Source organism: Mesorhizobium sp. M1329 (genome assembly GCF_040318035.1).
Lineage (GTDB): Bacteria > Pseudomonadota > Alphaproteobacteria > Rhizobiales > Rhizobiaceae > Mesorhizobium.
On record NZ_JAMYLN010000016.1, the window covers coordinates 60,471 to 78,102 of the forward strand.

Consider the following 17,632-nt stretch of genomic DNA (forward strand, 5'->3'; position numbering starts at 1 on the left):
GAACGACATTCTCAATACGGCGATCGCCTCACTGACGAGCGTTGCACCCGGAATCTAACTTGTCAAACGCGATTTATCGGTTAGATTCTCCATATGATAGTATCCTGGACTCCGCATCGCTTCACCGGTGGCATGCTGGCGCTCGACACGGCGAACACCGTCGTTTTGCGGAACGATCCAAAGGAAACCTTCGACCGTTTCGACGATCCGGCCGAGATCGCCCGCTTTGCCGAAGCCGCGAGCGGCTTTCGCGCCGCCGAGCTCGGCGGCAGGCGGCTCGTAGCGCCGGCGCCTGAAAAGATCGCACCGGTGGTGCTGTCGATTCGCGAGACGACCGATCGGCTGTTTCGCGGCGCGGTATCGAAAGGTGCGATCGACACCGCCGACATGCCTGAATTCCTGCAAGCCTGCGCCGATGGCCTCGCCCATGGCCACACCGAAATCGGCACGCCCGGGAAACCGTTCGGCGACCCGGCAAATCCGATCGCCTTCGAGGCGGCGCTTGCGGTCTCGGCGCTGTCTCTGCTGCGCAGCGACACCATCGCCAGGCTGAGGATATGTCCGAACTGCAGCTGGCTGTTTGTCGACCGAAGCCGCAATTCCAGCCGCCTCTGGTGCGACATGGCGGTGTGCGGCAACCGCCAGAAGGCAAACCGATACTATCGCCGCCGGACCGCGGCCAGGGAGGTCACCAATGTCTAAGAAATGTTCGCGCGCGATGATTGTCGTCGCGGCGTTGTTTGCGGCGGCCGCGCTCGGCGCCTGCCGTGATTCCGGCAAGGACCAGCTGTTCGCCATTTCCGGGAAGCTGTTCGAGTTCAACTACCGGCTGGGTATCGCCACCTATGTCATCACCCTCAATCCGCTGCGGCCGGTGGGTGAGGGACAGGTCGCCGTGGTCTCCTTCCAGAACCCGGCCGGTGGTGATCCGATCATCGTCACCCAGAAAATATGGCCGAAGCTGCCGCATGTGACGCTCACCAGCCCGCCGCTCACCTGCGTTGTCAAGGACAAGCCCTATGCGGTGTCGATCCGCATCGAGGATTCCGGCGGCAAGTTGCTGCAGAGTTTCGAGACCACTCTGACGTCCTCGCTCGACCAGTCGGTCCTGCCCGACCGGCCTCTGGTGGTCGGGCCAGTCTACGAGCTCAACAAGGACTTGGCCGGCCATGTCGACGGCAAGCTGCCCGGTGAACCGAAGCCCAGTTGCCCAAAGGCTGCATGATGCGTCACCAGCGGCACCGACCGCCGCCGGAGTTTTCGTGCTCGGCCATCCTCCCCGACAGGCGTTTCGTGGCGCCACACGGCCGCGGACGGATCGTTTGTTGCGGACCGCCTGGCACCTTCGATTTTGTTTGACCTCCCCGGCAAGGGAAGAAAGACTGTGGGCACTCGACTCCGACGTTGGCCGCGCACCTCCAGACGCGACCTCCGCACAGGAAATGCCTGATGACGCTGCACAATGTCGCGCTCGACGACAAGTTCGACCTGGCAAAGGAGCGCATCTTCCTGTCGGGTGCCCAGGCAGTCATCCGCATGCTTCTGATGCAGCGCGAGCGCGACCGCCGGGCTGGCTTGAACACCGCCGGTTTCGTCTCCGGCTATCGCGGCTCGCCGCTCGGCGGCCTCGACATGCAGCTGTGGAAGGCCAGGAACCAGCTCGCTCAGTCGGACATCGTCTTCCAGCCCGGTCTCAACGAAGAGCTCGCCGCCACCGCCTGCTGGGGCTCGCAGCAGGCCGAATTGCTGGGCGAGGGTACCCATGACGGCGTTTTTTCAGTCTGGTACGGCAAGGGTCCGGGCGTCGACCGCTCCGGCGACGTGTTCCGCCACGCCAATCTCGCCGGGTCGTCAAAACATGGCGGCGTGCTGGCCCTGATGGGTGACGACCACATGGCCGAATCCTCGACCAACGCGCATGCCACCGAGTTCCTGTTCGTCGACACCATGGTGCCGATCCTTAATCCGGCCGGCGTCCAGGAGATCATCGACTACGGCCTCTGCGGCTTTGCCATGTCGCGTTTTGCCGGCACCTGGGCGGCGATCAAATGCGTCAAGGACAACATCGAATCGACGGCCTCGGTCGATGCCGCGCTCGACCGGCTAGATATCGTCATCCCGGACTTCGACATGCCGCCCGGCGGCCTCAACATCCGTAACGAGATCGACATGCTCGGCCAGGAGGAGCGGTTGCATGAATACAAGCGCGCCGCCGCTTCGGCCTTCATCCACGCCAATGGGCTGAACCGGATCGTCTATTCGGGCGGCAGCAGCGCCAAGCTTGGCATCGTCACCATCGGCAAGAGTTATCTCGACGTTCGCCAGGCGCTGGAGGATATCGGCGTCGACGAAGCGGCCGCCAGTCGTATCGGTATCAGGCTGTTCAAGGTCGGCTGCCCGTGGCCGCTCGACCTGCAGCACATCGCCGACTTTGCTCGCGGCCTCGATACCATCGTCGTCGTCGAGGAGAAACGCTCGCTGATCGAGGTGCAACTGCGCGAGAACCTTTACGGCACAGCGACGCAGCCGGTCATCGTCGGCAAGAAGGACGAGCGCGGCGACTGGCTGTTCCCGGCCAAGGGCGCGCTCGACCCCAACGACATTGCCATTGCGCTCGGCGAGAGGATTTTGCGAACGATCGGCCCGTCGGAAGAAATCGCTGCGCGGGTGGCGAAGTTGCGCCAGTTCCAGGCGATGCTGGCCGACACGTCAGACATCGCCTCGCGCACGCCCTTCTTCTGCTCCGGCTGCCCGCATAATTCCTCGACCAAAGTGCCGGACGGCTCGCTCGCCGCCGCCGGAATCGGCTGCCATTTCATGGCGTTATGGATGGACCGCAACACCGTCGGCTTCACCGCCATGGGCGGCGAGGGCGCGCAGTGGGTCGGCCAGGCGCCGTTCTCGAAGCGCGAGCACATCTTCCAGAATCTGGGCGATGGCACCTACAACCATTCGGGTGTGCTGGCGATCCGCTTTGCGCTCTCGACCGACGCCAACATCACCTACAAGATCCTCTACAATGACGCCGTCGCGATGACCGGCGGGCAGCCGCACGAGGGCGGCCTGACGGTGGACATGATCGCAAGGCAGGTGCGCGCCGAGGGCGTCGAGCGCATCGCTATCGTCACCGACGAACCGGACAAATATACCGGCAAGGTGGAATTTCCCGGCGGCGCCACCATCCATCACCGCGACGACCTCGATCTCGTCCAGCGCGAGTTGCGTTCGGTCAAAGGCGTCTCGGTGCTGCTCTACGACCAGACCTGCGCCGCCGAGAAGCGTCGCCGCCGCAAGCGCGGCACCTTCCCCGATCCCGACAAGCGTATCTTCATCAACGAGCTGGTCTGCGAAGGCTGCGGCGATTGCGGCGTGCAGTCGAATTGCGTCTCGATCCAGCCGGTCGAGACCGAATTCGGCCGCAAGCGCAAGATCGACCAGTCGAGTTGCAACAAGGACTTCTCTTGCGTCAACGGTTTCTGCCCGTCCTTCGTCACAGTTCACGGCGCCAAAATCAGGAAAGCCGAAGGCATTGCCGGCGCGGCCGACCCGCTCGCGGGGGTGCCGGCGCCGGCGCAATTTGCGCTCGGTGAACAAGGCTGGGCGGCGATCATCGACGGTGTCGGCGGCACCGGCGTCGTCACCATAGGCGCGGTGCTCGGCATGGCCGCGCACCTGGAAGGCAAGGGCTGCGGCATGATCGACATGGCCGGCCTCGCCCAGAAGGGCGGCTCTGTGTTCACCCATGTCCGCATCGCCCGCACGCCGGACGACATCCACGCCATTCGGGTATCGGCCGGCAAGGCCGATCTCGTGCTCGGCTGCGATCTCGTCGTTTCGGGTGCCAAGAAGGTGTTGGCCGCGGTGCGCGAAGGCCATACCATCTTCCTCGCCAACACCGCCGAGATCATGCCGGGCGAGTTCGCCCGTTCGGCCGATTTCTCGCTGCCCGTCGAGCGGCTGAAGAAAGCGATAAGAACTGCCGCGGGCGACGACAGGACGCATTTCTTCGACGCTACCCGCACCGCCACCGCGCTGTTCGGCAGCTCGCTTGGCGCCAACATGTTCATGCTCGGCTTCGCCTTCCAGCACGGCGGCTTGCCGCTGTCGGCGGAGGCGGTCGAGAAGGCGATCGAGCTCAACGGCGAGGCGGTAGCGATGAATATCGCGGCATTTCGCTGGGGCCGCCGCGCCGCCCACCAGCCGGATTTCGTCCGCAGCCTTCTCGCCCAGCCGGGCAAGGCCACGCAGCCTGCCGCAATTGCCGAGACGCTGGACGATATGATTGCTCGCCGCGTCGCCTTCCTGACCGCCTATCAGAACGCCGCCTATGGCAAGCGCTATGCCGACAGACTGGCGGCGCTGCGCAAGGCCGAAACCAATGCTGTGCCTGGTTCGACCGTGGTGACCGAGGCTGCCGCAAAGAACCTGTTCAAGCTGATGGCGATCAAGGACGAATACGAGGTGGCGCGGCTTTATACGGACGGCTCCTTTGCCGCAGAGCTCGCAAAGCAGTTCCAGAGCTACGACAAGCTCGAATTCCATCTCGCACCGCCGATCATGGGCAGGCGCGGCAGTGACGGCAAGCCGAAGAAATCGAGCTTTGGCCCGTGGATGATGAACGGGTTCCGCCTGCTGGCGGCGATGAAGGGCCTGCGCGGCACCGCTTTCGACCTGTTCGGCTACAGCGCCGAGAGGCGTATGGAGCGGCAGCTTCTTGCCCTCTATGAAGCCGACCTGGAGCTTGTCGCCGGCGCGCTGGCACCGGGCAAGATCGAGGCTGCTGCCGCGCTTGTTTCCGTACCGGCGCTCATCCGCGGCTTTGGCCACGTCAAGCAGGCCAGTGCCGAAAAAGCCGCCGGCGAACGCCAGCGTCTGCTCGACCGACTCTCGACGGCGCTGCGGCCGCAACTTCAAGCCGCCGAATAATTCAGCGCTGTGATACGCCTTGTTTACCTGAACTGTAGTTTCCCTGTTTCCGCTGCGTCACCAATGAGTGCCAATAGAGCCCGAACCGCTGCTCTAAACCTTTCTTAAGGCCAATGTGACACTGCTGGGTTCCCCAGGGTTGGGATCCAGGCGTGAATCTGAGACGAAAAAACGAGATTCCGGTCGACGTTTACATTCCGTTCGTGGAAACGCTGTTTCGCGACGGGTTCACGCTGTCGATCGGCCTTGTTGCGCAGACACTCCTCGTCATCCTGGTCTATTGGAAGACCATGGACCTGGCATATCTTCTAGTTGCCGCTGGGCTCATCATTGTCGGTACTCTGCGCCTTCGCAACATCCGGAAATACGGGCGACTTCCTTCCCCCACGACGTGGGAAGAAGCCCATGATCGTGAAAACGATTACATAATTTTCGGTTCGATGCATGGTTTCATGCTTGGCGCATTCTGTTTCGTCAGTATCTATCTGGCAAATGACAGCCACGACAACTATGCCGAAATAGCCTCTGTCTGCGTCACGTTGGCATCGGTCACGTCGATTGCCGGCCGCAATTATGGGTCGCCGCGCATGGTCATGATTTTTATCATAACCACGACATGGCCCATATCGCTTGGCTTTATCCTGCGCGGCGATATCTATCACATCATCCTGGGGCTGATGTCGGCCCCTTTTCTGTTTGCGATCAAGCGGTTTGCCGACATCGTCCGCGAAGTGCTGTTTACCGCCCTGTCGGAGGAAAAGAAGGCGAACCGCATCGCGCAGCGTTTCAACCGCGCGCTCAACACCATGTCGCATGGCCTTGTCATGCTTGGACCCGACGGCCGGGTGGCGGTGGCCAATGCTGAAGCCGCGCACCTGATGTCGCTCAAATCGGCCGATGCGCTGCTAGGCCGCTCGATTCACGGTCTGCTGATGCGCGGCGCTGCAGGCGGCATGCTGGCGCCGAAGGATTGCCGTTACATCGAAGCCCAGCTGACGCGTGCGTTGCGCGAGGGCCGCGACCGTAAGGTCCTGGTTTCGCTTACTAACGGCCAGCACTATGAATTTTCGGCGCGCGAAGGCAGCCAGGAACTGGGCGTCGTCACTTTCGAGGATGTGACCGCTCGGGTCGAGGCGGAAGACAAGATCCGCTTCATGGCGCGCTACGACAGTCTCACCGGCCTGCCCAACCGCGCCTACTTCCACGAGTTGGTGGTGGAAGCCATGGCCTCGGGGGATCCCGAGCGTCTCTGCGGGCTGGTGGTGCTCGATCTCGACGATTTCAAGAGCGTCAACGACACGCTCGGCCATCCGGTCGGCGACGGATTGATCTACGCCGTTGCCGAGCGGCTGGCGGCAGTCGCTGGGCCAGGCATCACCGTCAGCCGCTTCGGCGGCGACGAGTTCATGATCTTCTTCGAGCGCGTCGAGGATGAAAGCCACCTGACCGGCCAGATCGACGAGATCTTCGTCGACCTGCAGGGCGAGGTCGATGTTGCCGGCCATGGATTGCGCATCCAGGCCAGCGGCGGCGCGGTGCTGTCGCGGGTCAAGGATACCGACGTTGACGCCATGATCGTCAAAGCCGACCTTGCACTCTACAAGGCCAAGGAGCTTGGCAAGAACGGTTGGCGGCTGTTCGAGGCCTCCATGGATGCTGCCTTCCGCAGCCGTCAGCTGATGAAGGCGGACCTGCGCAGCGCCGTGGAAAACAACGAATTGCGGGTGGTCTATCAGCCGATCGTGGCGATGAGCACGATGCGTATCGCCAGTTGCGAAGCGCTGTGCCGCTGGGATCATCCCGATCTCGGGCCGATTTCCCCCGGTATCTTCATTCCGCTGGCGGAGGAAATGGGGATTATCTCCGACATCAGCACCTTCGTCCTGCATGCGGCCTGCACGGAATGCGCCAAATGGCCGGCCCAGACCAGCGTGTCGGTCAATCTCTCGGCCAAAGATTTCCGCAACCGTGATGTCATCCAGAAGGTTCGCGACGCGCTGGCTGAATCCGGTCTCTCCGCCGGACGTCTGGAGATCGAGGTCACCGAGACGGCGCTGCTCGACGACAAGTCGCTGACACGCCAATATATCGAGGAGTTGAAGCGGCTCGGCGTGCGCATTGCGCTCGACGATTTCGGTACCGGGTATTCGAGCCTCAGCTATCTCCACAAACTGCCGCTCGACAAAATCAAGATCGATCGATCGTTCCTGATCGATGTCACTCAGAACAGCCGGTCGCTCGAATTGCTCAAGGGCATCGTCAACCTGTCACGGCCGCTGGGACTTTCGGTTACCGTCGAAGGTGTCGAGACCTTCGAACAGCTCAAGATCCTGGCATTGCAGGTCAAGCCGGACCTGGTCCAGGGCTTTCTGTTCGGGTCGGCACTCAGCGCGTCCGGCATCGAGACGATGTCGAGCACCGTCTGGCCCTTCGCCAAGGACATCCAGACGGCAAGGAAGGCGCCGCGGCGCTGACTTCGCGCTGAAAAACCGCGTATTTTGGTATAATTTTATTAATTGTTAACCTTAACGGGCGGTAAACGAGCTCCTACTTATTTTCATCTTTACATCTCATGACCCGTCCGTAGTGTCGGCTGGTGGCGGTAATCGCGGGGAATAAGAGTTCATGTGTGCCCAGTTGAGTTCGCTCGGCCATGCGGCGGGCGCTGGTGGGAAAGACGCGTCCGAGACCATGTCCAGCTTCGCGCAGCATGTTTATGCGCTGCTTGACCGGACGGAGTACCGACGCTGTGAAAGCGGCGAGGACTTCGAAAGTATTTACAGGCTGCGCTACAATTCCTATCGGATGAACGATCTGGTGCCCGAGAATGCGTCCCGTCAGGTCCATGACGAGTTTGACGAACTGCCCAATTGCCATACGTTCGGAATCTACATCGAGGGGCGGCTGGTCAGCACAATGCGCCTGCATAACGTGTCTGCTGATAATGCGACATCACCAGCGCTTAGCGTCTACAAGGACTTGTTGATGCCGCGTCTGGCGGCCGGCGAAGTCTTTATCGACCCGAGCCGTTTTGCCGTGGACGCCGAATGGTCACGGCTTTACCCGCAGATCCCCTATGTGACGCTGCGCCTTGCGGGCATGGCTTGCTTCCATTTCGGCGCGCCTTACTGCATATCCATGATCCGCGAGGACCATGCGGCTTTCTACAAGCGCATCTATCGGGCGCGACCGATTGGCGATGCGCGGCCCTATGCCGGCGTGATCAACTGTTTCGCGCTGCTTTATCAAGCTGATGTCCTGGCGATCAAGAATGAAACCTACGCTCGCTTTCCGTTCTTCCGTTCGACGCCAATGGAGCAGCGCATGTTGTTCGATACGCCCGGTGCCGGCGAACTCGCCCCGCTGACCATCCTGCCTACCGCCAAGTATTTTCGCGAAGCCGCCTGAACGAGCCCATGGAGCCTTCCGGTCGCTTCGGCGTTCTGGGCAAGGGTGCTGGTGGTAGGTTGGCATGGCCGACATCCGCCAAGCATCGCTTCGATAGCGATCCGATCAAAGGAACCAATATGACCATTTCGACACTCGCCCTTACCCCGCTTATCTCGCTGATTGCAGGCGTGCTGATCCTGGTGATGCCGCGGCTGCTCAATTATATCGTCGCCCTTTATCTGATCGTTGTCGGCCTGCTCGGTCTGTTCCCACATCTCGCCGGCTAACGCCATCGGCAATAGCGGACCTGCCATCCATTGGGATTGGTATCGCCGTGCTTCGCGCAGCGATTTCAAGTTTTGCTTGAGATTGTTGGCTGCGGCGATGCGGCAATAGCGCCATTGCCCTTAACGCGGCTTTTCGCTATGTGCCTGAAAGATGTCTTCGAAGGGGTATTCCAATGGCTGAACACACGCCGACCGGTCCTGTCGAACTGGGCGCGAAGATGGACTATGCCGAGCATGATCGGACCTATGCGGGCTTCCTCAGGCTCGCGAAATACGGATCGCTGTTTTGCCTCGCCGTGCTTCTGGCAATGGCTTTCGGCTTCTTCGCAGGCGGCTTCTTCTCGGGGTTTATCCTGTTCGTTCTGATCCTCGCCGTCGGCGCCTTCGTTCTCCGGTAAATTCTTCAAAACCCTTGCCCGTGACATCGCCGGAAGTCCGGCCGGCGTCCTGCGCAGACAGGTTCCAGCCGAAAGGATCATGCGGTGGGACAGACGGTTTTCATCCCTCGTGAGCTCGATGCGAACGAGCCGCGCGTTGCTGCCTCGCCGGATACGGTGAAGCGGCTGGCGGGGCTGGGGTTCGACCTAATCGTCGAAAGCGGGGCCGGCACTGCCTCGCGCATTCCCGACGAGGAGTTTGCCAAGGCGGGCGCTGCGATCGGTAAGGCCGGCGATGTCGCCAAGGCCGATGTGGTGCTGAAGGTGCGCCGGCCTGATGAAGCGGAGCTGAAGGCCTATCGCCGGGGCACTGCGGTCATCGCCATCATGGATCCCTACGGCAACGATGCCGGTGTCGCCGCTCTGGCAAGGGCCGGCGTCACCGCCTTCTCGATGGAGTTCATGCCGCGCATCACCCGCGCCCAATCCATGGATGTCCTGTCCAGCCAGGCGAACCTCGCCGGCTATCAGGCAGTGATCGACGCGGCTGCCGAATATGACCGGGCGCTGCCGATGATGATGACGGCCGCCGGCACCGTGCCGGCGGCGAAAGCCTTCATAATGGGCGTCGGCGTCGCCGGCCTGCAGGCCATTGCGACGGCAAGACGGCTTGGCGCCGTCGTCACCGCCACCGACGTGCGTCCCGCCGCCAAGGAACAGGTCGCCTCGCTGGGCGCAAAGTTCCTGGCGGTCGAGGATGAGGAGTTCAAGGCGGCCGAGACCGCTGGCGGCTACGCCAAGGAAATGTCGAAGGAGTATCAGGCCAAGCAGGCGGCACTGACCGCCGAGCACATCGCCAAGCAGGACATCGTCATCACCACGGCGCTGATTCCCGGCCGTCCGGCGCCGAAACTGGTTTCGGCCGCGATGGTCGCCTCGATGAAACCCGGCTCTGTGATCGTCGACCTCGCGGTCGAGCGCGGCGGCAATGTCGAGGGCGCCGTGCCGGGGCAGGTGGTGACCACCGCCAACGGGGTAAAGATCGTCGGCCATCTCAACGTTCCTGGTCGCGTCGCCGCCTCGGCCTCGCTTCTCTATGCCAGGAACCTCTATGCCTTCCTCGAGACGCTGGTCGACAAGGCGACGAAGACACTTGCTATCAACCGCGACGACGAGCTGGTCAAGGCAACCATGCTGACCGATGCTGGCAAGGTCGTGCATCCCGCCTTCGTCTGGGCTGAGCAGGAGCCGCCAAAGGGCCAACATGTCGAACCGCCGGCCATTCCGGCCAGGACAATGGTTGCCGAGGCTTCGGCGAAGCCGGCTGCGAAGAAAACGGTCGCTTCGAGGAAGCCCAAGACCACCGGAGGGATCGCGTGATGGATCAGACCCTGCAGAAAGCCCTCGACCAGCTCGACCAGGCCACAGCTGCCGTGCGGCTCGCCGTGCAGAACGTTGCCGTCGCTCCCGGCACTGAGGCGGCCGGCGACGCCGCGCACGCGCTGTCCGGCGGCGCGATCGATCCTTTCGTCTTCCGCTTCGCCATTTTTGTGCTGGCGATCTTCGTCGGCTACTACGTCGTCTGGTCGGTGACGCCGGCACTGCACACGCCATTAATGGCGGTCACCAACGCCATTTCCTCCGTCATCGTCGTCGGCGCGTTGCTGGCCGTCGGCATCTCGGCCTCCGGCATCGCCACCGGCTTCGGCTTCGTTGCGCTGATGCTGGTATCGGTCAACATCTTCGGCGGCTTCCTCGTCACCCAGCGCATGCTGGCCATGTACAAGAAGAAGGAAAAGTAGGCCGCTATGAACGCCAACTTCGCCTCCTTCCTCTACCTGGTCTCCGGCATCCTGTTCATCCTGGCATTGCGCGGCCTGTCGCACCCGACCAGCAGCCGCCAGGGCAATACGTACGGCATGATCGGCATGGGCATTGCCATCGCCACGACGCTGGCGCTGGCCACCCCTTCCGCCGGACGCTTCGCGCTGATCGTGCTCGGGCTAGCCATCGGCGGCTCGGTCGGTGCGGTCACGGCACGGCGCATTGCCATGACCTCGATGCCGCAGCTGGTCGCCGCCTTCCACTCGCTGGTCGGTCTTGCCGCGGTCATGGTGGCGGCCGCCGCCATCTATGCACCGGAAAGCTTCGGCATCGGCACCGTCGCCGATATCCATGCCCAGGCGCTGATCGAGATGAGCCTCGGCGTTGCCATCGGCGCCATCACCTTCACCGGCTCGGTCATCGCCTTCTTGAAGCTCGACGGCCGCATGTCGGGCAAGCCGATCATGATCGGTGGCCGCCACTTCATCAACGCGGCCCTGGGCATTGCGCTGATCGTGCTGATCGTGCTGCTCGTCACCACCGAGTCCAAGCTGGTCTTCTGGCTGATCGTTGCCGCCTCGCTGGTGCTGGGTGTGCTTCTCATCATCCCGATCGGTGGCGCCGACATGCCGGTGGTCGTGTCGATGCTGAATTCCTATTCGGGCTGGGCCGCCGCCGCACTAGGCTTCACGCTCGGCAATCTGGCGCTGATCATCACCGGCGCGCTGGTCGGTTCGTCCGGCGCCATCCTGTCCTACATCATGTGCAAGGGGATGAACCGGTCGTTCATCTCGGTCATCCTCGGCGGCTTCGGCGGCGAGACATCAGCCATTGCCAACGACGGCATCGAGCGCACGGTCAAGCAGGGCTCGGCCGAGGATGCCGCCTATCTGATGATGAATGCGCAAAAGGTCATCATCGTGCCGGGCTACGGCATGGCCGTCGCCCAGGCACAGCACGCGCTGCGCGAGATGGCCGACAAGCTCAAGGCCAACGGCGTCGATGTCAAATACGCCATCCACCCCGTCGCCGGCCGCATGCCCGGCCACATGAACGTGCTCCTGGCCGAAGCCAATGTGCCTTATGACGAAGTGTTCGAGCTGGAGGACATCAACTCTGAGTTCGCGCAGGCCGACGTCGCCTATGTCATCGGTGCCAACGACGTCACCAATCCCTCGGCTCGTGACGACAAGTCCTCACCGATCTACGGCATGCCGATCCTCGACGTCGACAAGGCCCGCACCTGCCTGTTCGTCAAGCGCTCGCTCGGCTCCGGCTATGCCGGCATCGACAACACGCTGTTCTACAAGGACGGCACCATGATGCTGCTCGGTGACGCCAAGAAGATGACCGAGGAGATCGTCAAGGCGATGGATCACTGAACGGCGTCGTTGCCAACTCACTGCCGATCGTCGAATGCAGCCCGGCTCCGCGCCGGGCTTTTTCTTGGCTGTTACCGGTTCTGAAGCTACGATGCCGACCCGTCGTCTTGCTAACGGCGTCATCGTGGAGGTGCTGGTGCCCGACCCTGGTTCTGCTGCATCGCCGGCCGCCGATCTGACCGCAGCAGAGAAGGCGCCACGCAAGCGCAGCCAGGCGGTGGTGGTCGTGCACGGAATGGGCGAACAGCGGCCCATGGACACGTTGAGGGGATTTGTCCAGGCCGTATGGAGCCACGATCCGGCCCGTGCTCCGTTCTATGCCCATGTCGCCGATCCGGCCGACCCGATGGGCGCGAAAATCAACCAGAGCTGGATCACGCCCGACAGCCGGACCAATTCGCACGAGCTTCGCCGGATCACCACGCCCTATGATGTCGATGGCCGCCGCACCGATTTCTACGAGCTTTACTGGGCCGACATCACCCAGGGCACGACCCGGAGCCGCCTTGCTGCCTGGGTGACCACCCTGCTCTGGCGCAAGCCCGCCGATATTCCGCACGATGTGCGCAGACTCTACGCCGTCACGCTTTTGGCAACCATCGTCGTCCTCGGCGCGGCGCTGGCGCTCGCAACGTCGGCCTGGCAAGGCTACATCTCCTGGACGACCGGCGTGGTTGTCACCGTCGTTGCGTCATTCGTTGTCTGGTCGGTGGACCAGTTTGGCCTACCTTATTTCGGCGATGTCGCCGCCTATGTGCGGGCCGAAGCGGCAACGGTCGAGAAGCGGGCGCTGGTCCGCGAGCGTGGCCTCAAGCTGCTGAAGCGTCTTATGACGGACGACGCCTATGACCGCATCGTGCTGGTCTCGCACAGCCTTGGGTCGATCATCGCCTATGATCTGTTGCAGATATTGTGGGCCGATTTCAGGCCTCGAAGGCTGGAAGCCATTCGTGACAGAGCGCGGCTGAAGGCGATCCACGCCGTCGACAAGGCGACGCTGGCCGCCGATGCCGCCGCCTGGCCCGACAGCCTCGACGACCTCCCCGCATTCCGGCGCAGCCAATGGGAGCTCTACCGGCAGCTTCGCGTCGGCGACGCCGATCATCCGCTGTCGTGGAAGATCAGCGATTTCGTCACGCTCGGCAGTCCGCTGACCCACAGCGAGTTTCTGGTGACCTACAACCTCGCCGAATTCAGGCGCGGCATCGCCGAGCGGCTGTTCTCGGCATGCCCGCCGATCGCCGACAGGGCGGCGGGCGCGACCATGCTCTACCAGGAAGGGCGCAGCCATTCCGGCAAGCCGCAGCGGGCGGTGCATCATGGCGCGGTGTTTGCAGCGACGCGCTGGACCAACATTTTCGACAGGGGCAATGGCTGGCTGACCGGCGACCCGATTTCCGGGCCGATGACGGAAAATTTCGGTCCCGGCGTGGAAAACATCCAGGTCGAGCTGCGCGGCTCGCGCGGCCGCGTCTTCACGCACAGGCTCTACTGGTCGCTGACGGCGAGCGGCGTCGAGGTCAACGCGCCGGCCGGCGCACAGCCGCGCTCGCACCTTGCCGTGCTGCGCGATGCGGTCGATCTTGGCCGCAAGCTGGAGGACTGAGCTATCGGTCGGGCGATGCAGCGCACGACAATGCCGCGCCGGCAGTTGAAAGCAAGGTCCGCTTCGAGGGTAATCTTCCCGAAGCGGACCGAGTTCGCTTAGTCACCGATCAACGATTGGTCAGGAAAATCGCTTCCTCTTCGTCGCGCTGCCTGCCGCCAAGTGCTGCAGCCGCGCTGGCGATAAAAGCCCCGACGACCAGCGACAGCGCGCCAATCAGTGAGATGGTGGCGCCTGCCTTTCTGGCGGTGTCGGCCGCCTGCTGGGCCTTAACCTTGGCCTCCTGCGCTTTGGCGATTACCGCATCGACACGAGCGGTGGCATCGGCTTCGGACAGACCTGTGCGGGCGGCCACCAGCCGCGACAGATAGGTCTTGTCTTCGGCCGATATTTCGCCTGCTGCGGCACTCGCGATCAGAATGCGCGATGCCTGCGCCGTTGCCGCGGCGTCGCTCTCCGGGTTGGCGGCAGCGAGCCTTGCCGGATCGGCCGCGCGGAACAGCGTATCGACGAAATACGATGTGGCGTTGTCGGTCGAGGCGCCACCAGCGTTTGCAGCGGCACCTGCCGAAGCGCCCATTGCCGCGCCGGATGCCACAGTCGAAGCAGCCTGCACACCGGTGCCTATCGCGGCCGAAAGAGCCGTGCCGAGCACCCCGGCGACGAGCAGCGTCGCCAGCGCCCAGGCCAGGAAGCCGTGAGCGGTATCGCGGAAGAAGACTTCATCGGTGTGGATGCCGACCCATTTGGTGCGCAGCCGCCCGGCAAGGTAGCCGCCGACGCCCGACGACAGCCATTGCACGACGATCAGCCAAACGGCGGTGGAAACGGCGAAAGTGGTGACTGACGCACCCGAGCCGGACCATGGCGACACCATGCTCAGCCCAAGCCCGGAGCCGAGCAGCATCAGAATGAACGTAAGTGTCGAGGCAGCAAAGGCCCCGGCGACGATTGGCCCCCAGCTGACGGCGGGGGAAGAGGATTCCGTCGGTGCGGAAACGTCGACAGTCGTTAGGGTTGACGGCATCGAAGTCCCCTACCTTGCGAACAGCATGATCAGAATAATGATCGGAATCGGGACTCCGAGAAGCCAGAGCAAAATGCCACGTCCCATGGATGCCTCCTGCGGCGATTGTGATCGACTACAATGCCTTGAAAGCCTTTCCGTTCCGGCGGTCCTGGTGATCTTTGTTGCGTTGCAGCAGTTGGTATTGGTGCGCCAAGGCGCACCAATGCACTTCATGCCTGCTGGCTGGGTATCTCGGCCTTGGCTCAGATATCCAGATTGGCAACCGACAGCGCGTTTTCCTGGATGAATTCGCGCCTTGGCTCGACCTCGTCGCCCATCAGCCGTGAAAACAATGAGTCCGCATCGGTCGCGTCATTGACCTTGACCTGTAAGAGCGAGCGCACATTCGGGTCAAGCGTCGTTTCCCAGAGCTGCTCGGCGTTCATTTCGCCAAGGCCCTTGTAGCGCTGCATGGTCAGACCCTTGCGGCCGGTGGCAAACACGGCATTAAGCAGTGCCAGCGGCCCCGAGATGGTTTCTGAGACATCCTTGCGGCGCAGCACCGGCGGCTCGCCGTAAACTTCTGCCAGGCGTGGCGCATAGCGGTCGAGCTGGCGTGCGTCGGCGGAATTGATCAGCGCCAGGTCGAGATGTGCGAACTCCTTGACGCTGCGCACTGTTCGCTCGAAGACATAGCCGCCGATGCCCTCGTTCGAGGTCGACATGCGGCCGATCCAGCCGCGTTCGGTATCCTCGGCGATAATATCCAGACGGCGCGCAACACGCTCGGCCGTCTCGTTGGCGCGGCCGAGGTCGGTGAAGATCTCCGGGTTGAGCGCGCCGGCGATCGCTGCCTGCTCGACCACGCCTCTGTTATAGCGCGTATGCAATCCGTTGATGAGCTGGCGGACAGCCAAGGCGTCGTCGATGGCGCTGCGCAGGTCCTGCCCGGCCCGCACCTCGCCCGCGCTGAGCGCAAGCGACGCTTCTTCCAGCCCGGAGCCGATCAGGAATTCCTCGAAGGCGGCTTCGTCCTTGATGTATTGCGAGCTCTTCCCGCGCGTCACCTTATACAGCGGCGGCTGCGCGATGTAGAGATGGCCGCGTTCGATCAGTTCCGGCATCTGGCGGAAGAAGAAGGTCAGCAGCAAGGTGCGGATGTGGGCACCGTCGACATCGGCGTCGGTCATCAGGATGATCTTGTGGTAGCGCAGCTTGTCGGCATTGAACTCGTCCTTGCCGATCGAGGTGCCGAGCGCGGTGATCAGCGTGCCGATCATGTCGGAGCCGAGCATGCGGTCGAAGCGGGCGCGCTCGACATTGAGGATCTTGCCGCGCAGCGGAAGAATGGCCTGGTTCTGGCGCGAACGGCCGCCCTTGGCCGAGCCGCCGGCGCTGTCGCCCTCGACGATGAAGATCTCGGATTTCGCCGGATCGCGCTCCTGGCAATCGGCCAGCTTGCCGGGCAACGAGGTGACGCCGAGCGAACTCTTGCGGGTGATGTCGCGTGCCTTGCGCGCGGCTTCGCGCGCGGCAGCGGCCTGGATGACCTTCTCGATGACCGCCTTGCCCTCGGTCGGGTGCTCCTCGAGCCAGGTGCCGAGCGCTTCGTTGACAAGCCCTTCGACCACCGGGCGAACCTCGGACGACACCAGCTTGTCCTTGGTCTGCGAGGAGAATTTCGGGTCGGGAACCTTGACCGACAGCACCGCGGTCAGCCCTTCGCGGCAATCATCGCCGATTAGCGCCACTTTTTCCTTCTTGGTCAGGCCCGAGGAGTCGCCATAGCCGGTTATCTGGCGCGTCAGCGCACCGCGGAAGCCTGCCAGATGCGTACCGCCGTCGCGTTGCGGGATGTTGTTGGTGAAGGCCAGCACGTTTTCATGGTAGCTGTCGTTCCACCACATGGCGACTTCGACGGTGATGCCGTCGCGCTCGGCGCGGATCGATATCGGCTTGTCGAGCAACGGCTTCTTCGTCCGGTCGAGATATCGGACGAACTCTTCCAGCCCGCCATCGTAGTGCAATTCATGGCGCACGATGTCGGCATGGCGGGCATCGGTCAAAACGATGCGCACGCCGGAGTTCAGGAAGGCGAGTTCGCGCAGCCGGTGCTCCAGCGTACCGTAGTCGAATTCGACCATGGTGAAGGTCTCGGACGACGGCAAAAACGTGATTTCGCTGCCGCTGCGGCCTTCATAGGTGCCGGGGACCTTGTCCTGTTCATAACTGCCGGTGATGCGCAACGGCGCGTCGGCATTGCCATGCGTGAAGCTCATCTCGTAGATTTGGCCGTTACGGCGGATCTTCAGCTTCAGCCAGGCCGACAAGGCGTTGACGACCGACACGCCGACGCCGTGCAGGCCGCCCGACACCTTGTAGGAGTTCTGGTCGAACTTGCCGCCGGCATGCAGCTGCGTCATGATCACTTCGGCCGCCGAAATGCCTTCGCCGGTGTGGATATCGGTCGGAATGCCGCGGCCATTGTCGATGACCGTCACCGATCCGTCCGGATTGAGCGTCACCGTCACCAGGTCGGCATGGCCGGCCAGTGCTTCGTCGATGGCGTTGTCGACGACCTCATAGACCATGTGGTGCAGGCCCGAGCCGTCGTCGGTGTCGCCGATATACATGCCCGGCCGCTTGCGAACGGCATCCAAGCCCTTCAAAACCTTGATGGAATCGGCGCCGTATTCGGCTTCAACGCCGTTGGCGATGTCGGTCTGGTCGCTCATGAAAACCTGTCTGATTGATGCCGTGTGCAGAGCGCGAAAAATCGGCGTCGAATCGCGCATTTCTAATGTCGTAGATATAGGCGCAAAAGGCGGTTT

Annotated in this window: 13 protein-coding genes; 11 read left to right on the top strand and 2 right to left on the bottom strand. The window is 62.7% G+C overall.

All coding sequences use genetic code 11. The annotated features are described in order from the left end of the window. Window positions 1-93 precede the first annotated feature (93 nt). From NKH21_RS17860 to NKH21_RS17910, 11 genes are all read left to right on the top strand, one after another. The gene (locus NKH21_RS17860; protein ID WP_352866546.1) at window positions 94-702 is read left to right on the top strand and encodes a CGNR zinc finger domain-containing protein; all 609 of its coding nucleotides are present in this window, start codon (window positions 94-96) and stop codon (window positions 700-702) included. Next, window positions 695-1,225, top strand: coding sequence for a hypothetical protein (locus tag NKH21_RS17865; protein WP_352866549.1), 531 nt, complete (start codon window positions 695-697; stop codon window positions 1,223-1,225). The genes NKH21_RS17860 and NKH21_RS17865 overlap by 8 nt, the downstream gene beginning before the upstream one ends. 224 nt (window positions 1,226-1,449) lie before the next feature. Beyond that, window positions 1,450-4,926 carry an indolepyruvate ferredoxin oxidoreductase family protein gene (locus tag NKH21_RS17870; protein ID WP_352866552.1) on the top strand — a complete coding sequence of 1,159 codons (3,477 nt, stop codon included), beginning with the start codon at window positions 1,450-1,452 and terminating at the stop codon, window positions 4,924-4,926. Window positions 4,927-5,078: 152 nt separating this feature from the next. After that, on the top strand, window positions 5,079-7,400 hold the full coding sequence (locus NKH21_RS17875) for a putative bifunctional diguanylate cyclase/phosphodiesterase (RefSeq protein WP_352866554.1): 2,322 nt from the start codon (window positions 5,079-5,081) through the stop codon (window positions 7,398-7,400). Between the two features lie 151 nt (window positions 7,401-7,551). Further along, window positions 7,552-8,334: an N-acyl amino acid synthase FeeM domain-containing protein gene (locus NKH21_RS17880; protein WP_023676258.1), complete on the top strand. Its 783-nt coding sequence runs from the start codon at window positions 7,552-7,554 to the stop codon at window positions 8,332-8,334. A gap of 119 nt (window positions 8,335-8,453) precedes the next feature. Continuing rightward, the gene (locus tag NKH21_RS17885) at window positions 8,454-8,603 is read left to right on the top strand and encodes a DUF3096 domain-containing protein (RefSeq protein ID WP_013528205.1); all 150 of its coding nucleotides are present in this window, start codon (window positions 8,454-8,456) and stop codon (window positions 8,601-8,603) included. 173 nt (window positions 8,604-8,776) lie between these two features. Continuing rightward, window positions 8,777-9,001 (top strand): aa3-type cytochrome c oxidase subunit IV, encoded by a 225-nt coding sequence (locus NKH21_RS17890; protein WP_352866557.1) that lies wholly within the window; start codon window positions 8,777-8,779, stop codon window positions 8,999-9,001. A gap of 84 nt (window positions 9,002-9,085) precedes the next feature. Beyond that, a complete protein-coding gene (locus NKH21_RS17895) occupies window positions 9,086-10,360 on the top strand; it encodes a Re/Si-specific NAD(P)(+) transhydrogenase subunit alpha (RefSeq protein ID WP_352866560.1) in 1,275 nt (424 codons plus the stop codon). Continuing rightward, window positions 10,360-10,782, top strand: a complete 423-nt coding sequence (locus tag NKH21_RS17900) for an NAD(P) transhydrogenase subunit alpha part 2 (protein ID WP_352866677.1) — start codon at window positions 10,360-10,362, stop codon at window positions 10,780-10,782. The genes NKH21_RS17895 and NKH21_RS17900 overlap by 1 nt, the downstream gene beginning before the upstream one ends. A gap of 6 nt (window positions 10,783-10,788) precedes the next feature. Continuing rightward, on the top strand, window positions 10,789-12,186 hold the full coding sequence (locus NKH21_RS17905) for an NAD(P)(+) transhydrogenase (Re/Si-specific) subunit beta (RefSeq protein ID WP_352866563.1): 1,398 nt from the start codon (window positions 10,789-10,791) through the stop codon (window positions 12,184-12,186). A gap of 91 nt (window positions 12,187-12,277) precedes the next feature. Further along, window positions 12,278-13,792 carry a hypothetical protein gene (locus tag NKH21_RS17910; RefSeq protein WP_352866566.1) on the top strand — a complete coding sequence of 505 codons (1,515 nt, stop codon included), beginning with the start codon at window positions 12,278-12,280 and terminating at the stop codon, window positions 13,790-13,792. 109 nt (window positions 13,793-13,901) lie between these two features. Here NKH21_RS17910 and NKH21_RS17915 read toward each other — a convergent pair whose 3' ends face one another. Then, the gene (locus NKH21_RS17915) at window positions 13,902-14,819 is read right to left on the bottom strand and encodes a hypothetical protein (protein WP_352866568.1); all 918 of its coding nucleotides are present in this window, start codon (window positions 14,817-14,819) and stop codon (window positions 13,902-13,904) included. 245 nt (window positions 14,820-15,064) lie between these two features. After that, window positions 15,065-17,536: a DNA topoisomerase (ATP-hydrolyzing) subunit B gene (gene gyrB / locus NKH21_RS17920; protein ID WP_352667539.1), complete on the bottom strand. Its 2,472-nt coding sequence runs from the start codon at window positions 17,534-17,536 to the stop codon at window positions 15,065-15,067. Window positions 17,537-17,632 lie beyond the last annotated feature (96 nt).

What these genes read in the sequence shown, in the direction of transcription:
- NKH21_RS17890 (WP_352866557.1), top strand. Translation starts at nt 8,777, where the DNA reads ATGGCTGAACACACGCCGACCGGTCCTGTCGAACTGGGCGCGAAGATG.
- gyrB (WP_352667539.1), bottom strand. Translation starts at nt 17,536, where the DNA reads ATGAGCGACCAGACCGACATCGCCAACGGCGTTGAAGCCGAATACGGC.
- NKH21_RS17910 (WP_352866566.1), top strand. Translation starts at nt 12,278, where the DNA reads ATGCCGACCCGTCGTCTTGCTAACGGCGTCATCGTGGAGGTGCTGGTG.
- NKH21_RS17880 (WP_023676258.1), top strand. Translation starts at nt 7,552, where the DNA reads ATGTGTGCCCAGTTGAGTTCGCTCGGCCATGCGGCGGGCGCTGGTGGG.
- NKH21_RS17860 (WP_352866546.1), top strand. Translation starts at nt 94, where the DNA reads ATGATAGTATCCTGGACTCCGCATCGCTTCACCGGTGGCATGCTGGCG.
- NKH21_RS17865 (WP_352866549.1), top strand. Translation starts at nt 695, where the DNA reads ATGTCTAAGAAATGTTCGCGCGCGATGATTGTCGTCGCGGCGTTGTTT.
- NKH21_RS17870 (WP_352866552.1), top strand. Translation starts at nt 1,450, where the DNA reads ATGACGCTGCACAATGTCGCGCTCGACGACAAGTTCGACCTGGCAAAG.
- NKH21_RS17885 (WP_013528205.1), top strand. Translation starts at nt 8,454, where the DNA reads ATGACCATTTCGACACTCGCCCTTACCCCGCTTATCTCGCTGATTGCA.
- NKH21_RS17905 (WP_352866563.1), top strand. Translation starts at nt 10,789, where the DNA reads ATGAACGCCAACTTCGCCTCCTTCCTCTACCTGGTCTCCGGCATCCTG.
- NKH21_RS17915 (WP_352866568.1), bottom strand. Translation starts at nt 14,819, where the DNA reads ATGCCGTCAACCCTAACGACTGTCGACGTTTCCGCACCGACGGAATCC.
- NKH21_RS17900 (WP_352866677.1), top strand. Translation starts at nt 10,360, where the DNA reads ATGGATCAGACCCTGCAGAAAGCCCTCGACCAGCTCGACCAGGCCACA.